This window comes from Atribacter sp., from assembly GCF_035418125.1.
GTDB lineage: Bacteria > Atribacterota > Atribacteria > Atribacterales > Atribacteraceae > Atribacter > Atribacter allofermentans.
Genome location: NZ_DAOLQM010000200.1, coordinates 1 through 4,086, shown reverse-complemented (window position 1 = coordinate 4,086; position 4,086 = coordinate 1). Strand labels below are relative to the sequence as shown.

Here is a 4,086-nt window from a genome sequence, read left to right as displayed (position 1 = left end):
CCCTACCAAAGAATATAAAATTGTAGGGGCACAATGTATTGTGCCCGTTCTTCATTTAATGTAGCGACCTGCCATGGCATGTCGAATCTTGGATTTTCATCCTCATCTGGTGCCACATAAGCGGCACGAGAGCTTACCCCGCAATATATTCTGAAAAGAGTGAAAGCTGTTGAGGAATCCGGAATTGTTTTCCGGAAAGAAGAATATAAGGTGTAGCTGCCTGAACACGAATCCCTAAGCTTTGAAGTGAGGATAAGTCACGAAAAGGAGTTTTTTGGCGATATTGAATAATTCTTTTTACTGATATTGGACCAATGCCTGGTATTCTGAGTAACTCCTGATAGGAAGCAGTATTTATCTCTAAAGGGAAAACCTCCGGGTGATTTAATGCCCATAAAGTTTTTGGGTCTATTTCCAAGGGGAGATTTCCTTTTTGGTTCAATATGAGTTCATCGAGAGAAAAATGATATTTCCGAAAAAGAAAATCGGCTTGATATAGGCGGTGCTCTCTCCAAGTCGACTCTGGTTGTTTTTCAGCCAGAGGAGTCCCGCTAATTGGATGAAATGCACTGTAGTAAGCTCTGGTCATGGAAAAATCGTGGTAAAGAGTGCTAACTGTCCTCATAATATCCAGATCTTTTTCTTCACTTCCTCCGATAACCAACTGGGTAGTGAAACCAGCGCGAGGTCTTACCCCCTTTTGAGAAAGCTTTTTCAAATAAAGAAATCTATTCCATATTCGATTAAAATTCTTTTGAGGAGCAATACTCTTTAAATAATCAGATCCAGGAGCTTCAATGTTGATCGACACTCGAGTAGCCAATCTTATAGCAGTCTCGATATAGTCATCGGTTGACTCAGGAAAGATTTTTAGATGAATATATCCTCGAAAATGATATTTTAACCTCAGCAGTTCGGTAACTTTTAACATATCATCCATGGTTTGGAAAGGATTTCTATCAACTGCTGAACTTAAAAATAGCCCTTTCACTAAACCTCTATCTTTCATGTTAAGGAATATCCGAACCAACTCTTCCGGCGAAAAACGAACTCGATCTCCTTTTCGTCCTTCACGATTACCACAATAATAGCAGTTATGAATACAGTCGTTGGAAAGGAGAATTTTTAAGAGATTTACTCTTTCGCCATCGGGTGTCACTGTAGGATAAATCCATCCACCCTGAGGATTTCTTTTTCTCTCAACCTGGTTCGCACAGGCTCCACATAAATCATATTGAGCCGACTCTCCCAGAATTTTTACTTTTTGATCGATATCAGTTATTTTTTTAGGAAGGTAAACCATAAAATAATTATAAAACAATTTTACCCATTTTGGAATATTTCATTTAAATTTTATGACAGCTGGCATGAATATAAACAGAGTGATATACTTCTAATATTTATATAAGACAGACAACCATGCCAATCGGTAGCATTAGATAAGTATGAAAACCAAAGATTCGACATGCCATGGCATGTCACTACATTAATTAAAGAATGGGCACAATACATTATGCCCCTACATTTTATATTCTTTTGTAGGGGCTTGATTTATCATTCCCCTCGTTTTTCAAATCAGGTTAAATATTAGAATATTTTGATTGTTCACAGTATTGCCCGAGTAAGAATCAGTTTCCCCTTTTTAACAAAGGGTGCAAGGGGTATTTGAAAGAACTGGTAAAAATCGAATCCCGAACCATCTCCCTTAGCCCAAAGGGTAAGGGAAAAAAGATAAATTTGGCAGCAAACCATTTATCGAGTAAAATTTATGAAACGTAATAGGGAATGAATTCTCCTAATTTCCTCCATGGATAAAAGGTGGTGTCGATTTTGAACATAGACGCTCTGTTCTCTTTAAATTGTGGAATGTATATAATCAGTTCTGGTTATAATGGGAAACACAATGGAATGATTATTAATGCATTAGTCCAGGTAACGGCTTTCCCTAATCAGATTATTGCCAGCGTCAATAAAGAAAGCTTAACTCTTGAATACATCGAAAAAAGTGGTCTTTTTAATATAACAGTTTTAGATAAAGATGCCCCTTTACAGTTAATTGGTCTTTTCGGATTCCAAACCGGGAAGAAAATTGATAAATTCTCTAAAACTCAATTTATTTCTGGGAAAAATGGAATCCCTATTGTTACTGAACACACCGTTTCTTATGTCGAAACCAAAGTTGTTTCGAAATTAGATGCCGGTACCCATGTTCTCTTTTTGGGAGAAGTACTTGAATCGGAATTTTTAACTCAAGAGGAACCCATGACCTACAATTATTATCGTGATGTCAAGGGTGGGAAGGTTCCTCGCACCGCAGCTACTTTTCATCCGGAAGAAGCCGATAAAGTTGAAATTGAACGACATCGTTGCACAGTATGCGGTTATATTTATGACTCCCGCTATGGAGATCCTGACTCTGGAATCGATTGTGGGATTTTGTTTAAAGATTTGCCCGAGGACTGGGTTTGTCCTATTTGTGGAGCGGGTAAGGATAAATTTGTTAAAATATAATACCGGTCAAAAAAACAACAAAACAGGCTTGTCATTGTTAAGGAATAAAACCCACCAACTGGCCACAAGAAATCCGTTATGCATGAGTATTTAAAATATTAATCTGTTCGGAGGTGTATATTTATTATGAAGAACTTTGAACTTTACAATCCAACACGAGTCTTTTTTGGAAAAGGAGAAACCGACCGGATTGGTAAAGAAATCAAGAAATACGGAAATAAAGTCCTATTAACCTATGGAGGAAAAAGTATCAAACAAAATGGGCTTTATGATCGGATCATTAAAAATCTTCAAGAGAATGGGCTGGAAGTTTTTGAGTTGGGCGGAATTCAACCCAACCCCCGAATAACCAGTGTTCGTCAGGGTGTTGAAATTTGCAAAAAAGAAAAAATCGATATTATTTTAGCCGTGGGAGGAGGAAGTGTCCTCGATGCTTCGAAAATAATGGGCATTGGGGTTTATTATAACGGTGATCCTTGGGATTTTATGATAAAAAAAGTGAAACCGACTCGAATGCATCCTTTAGCAACTATTATAACCCTGGCAGCAACCGGTTCCGAAATGAACCACAATGCAGTTATCACCAATGAAGAGACCGAAGAAAAATTAGGCCTTGTTGATCCTACTATTTTCCCAACCTTTTCCATTCTTGATCCGGAAAACACCTTGACGGTTCCTCGTGATCAAACTATAAATGGCATTGCTGATATTCTTGCCCATGTTTTCGAGCAATACTTTCATCCTACTAAAGAAGTACCGCTTCAAGACCGAATGGCAGAAAGCATTATCCAAACCGTTATTGAAACGACACCTCGCCTTCTAAAAAATCTCCATGATTACGATGCTCGGGCAACCATCATGTGGTGTGGTACTTTAGCTCTCAATCATTTGTTAGAAGGAGGAGTCGATGATGATTGGTCTACTCATGGTATTCAGCACGAATTGAGCGCCATCTATGATATTCCTCATGGAGCCGGGTTGGCAATAATCTTCCCACAATGGATGAAGTATGTATTAGATATTATCCCTGAGAAGTTTGCCCAATTTGGCGAACGGGTGTGGAATATTCCTCGTAACGGAAAATCCGATCGTGAGCTCGGTTTAGCGGCTATCGAACGAACCAAAAATTGGTTCCGAGAAATCGGAGCACCAATCTCTTTAAAAGAAGTCGGAATTGGCAGTGAACACTTAGAAGAGATGGCTTCCAAAGCAGTAAGCAGAGGACCATTGGGTAGTGTTAAAAAAATGAATAAAGAAGATGTGTTAGCTATTTATAAAATGAGTCTTTGAGCTCATAAAAAAATACCCTTGGAGGATTATTCCGAGGGTATTTTTGGTTGTTTTCTTTTATTTTTCCTGTTATAATTGCCATCGTGACGTGGGCGAATAGCTCAGCGGCGGAGCACTTGCCTTACACGCAAGGGGTCGCAGGTTCAAATCCTGCTTCGCCCACCATGATTTTTCCCTTGCAAAATTTTATCGATTTCGAATCTTTTCCAGATTGCTCACAACCACTGCAACGACGATAATAACCCCAACCGCCAGAGTCTGGAAATAAGATGAAACATTTAAAAT

The 4,086-nt window shown here is 38.7% G+C and carries 3 protein-coding genes and 1 tRNA gene; 3 read left to right on the top strand and 1 reads right to left on the bottom strand.

Annotation, left to right across the window (positions count from 1 at the left end):
* Positions 1 to 133: 133 nt before the first annotated feature.
* Positions 134 to 1,303 (bottom strand): radical SAM protein, encoded by a 1,170-nt coding sequence (locus PLK24_RS09100; protein WP_324478393.1) that lies wholly within the window; start codon positions 1,301 to 1,303, stop codon positions 134 to 136.
* 515 nt (positions 1,304 to 1,818) lie between these two features.
* Between PLK24_RS09100 and PLK24_RS09095 the strand changes: the two genes are divergently transcribed.
* The 3 genes from PLK24_RS09095 to PLK24_RS09085 all read left to right on the top strand — a co-directional run bounded on the left by PLK24_RS09095 (position 1,819) and on the right by PLK24_RS09085 (position 3,966).
* Entirely contained in the window at positions 1,819 to 2,511 is a 693-nt protein-coding gene (locus PLK24_RS09095; RefSeq protein WP_324478391.1) for a flavin reductase, read from the top strand.
* Between the two features lie 126 nt (positions 2,512 to 2,637).
* The gene (locus tag PLK24_RS09090; protein ID WP_324478389.1) at positions 2,638 to 3,801 is read left to right on the top strand and encodes an iron-containing alcohol dehydrogenase; all 1,164 of its coding nucleotides are present in this window, start codon (positions 2,638 to 2,640) and stop codon (positions 3,799 to 3,801) included.
* 90 nt (positions 3,802 to 3,891) lie between these two features.
* Positions 3,892 to 3,966 (top strand) — tRNA-Val (locus PLK24_RS09085).
* Positions 3,967 to 4,086 lie beyond the last annotated feature (120 nt).

Bases quoted from the DNA above. Each gene is read 5' to 3' on its own strand.
- PLK24_RS09100 (WP_324478393.1), bottom strand. From the start codon at position 1,303: ATGGTTTACCTTCCTAAAAAAATAACTGATATCGATCAAAAAGTAAAA.
- PLK24_RS09090 (WP_324478389.1), top strand. From the start codon at position 2,638: ATGAAGAACTTTGAACTTTACAATCCAACACGAGTCTTTTTTGGAAAA.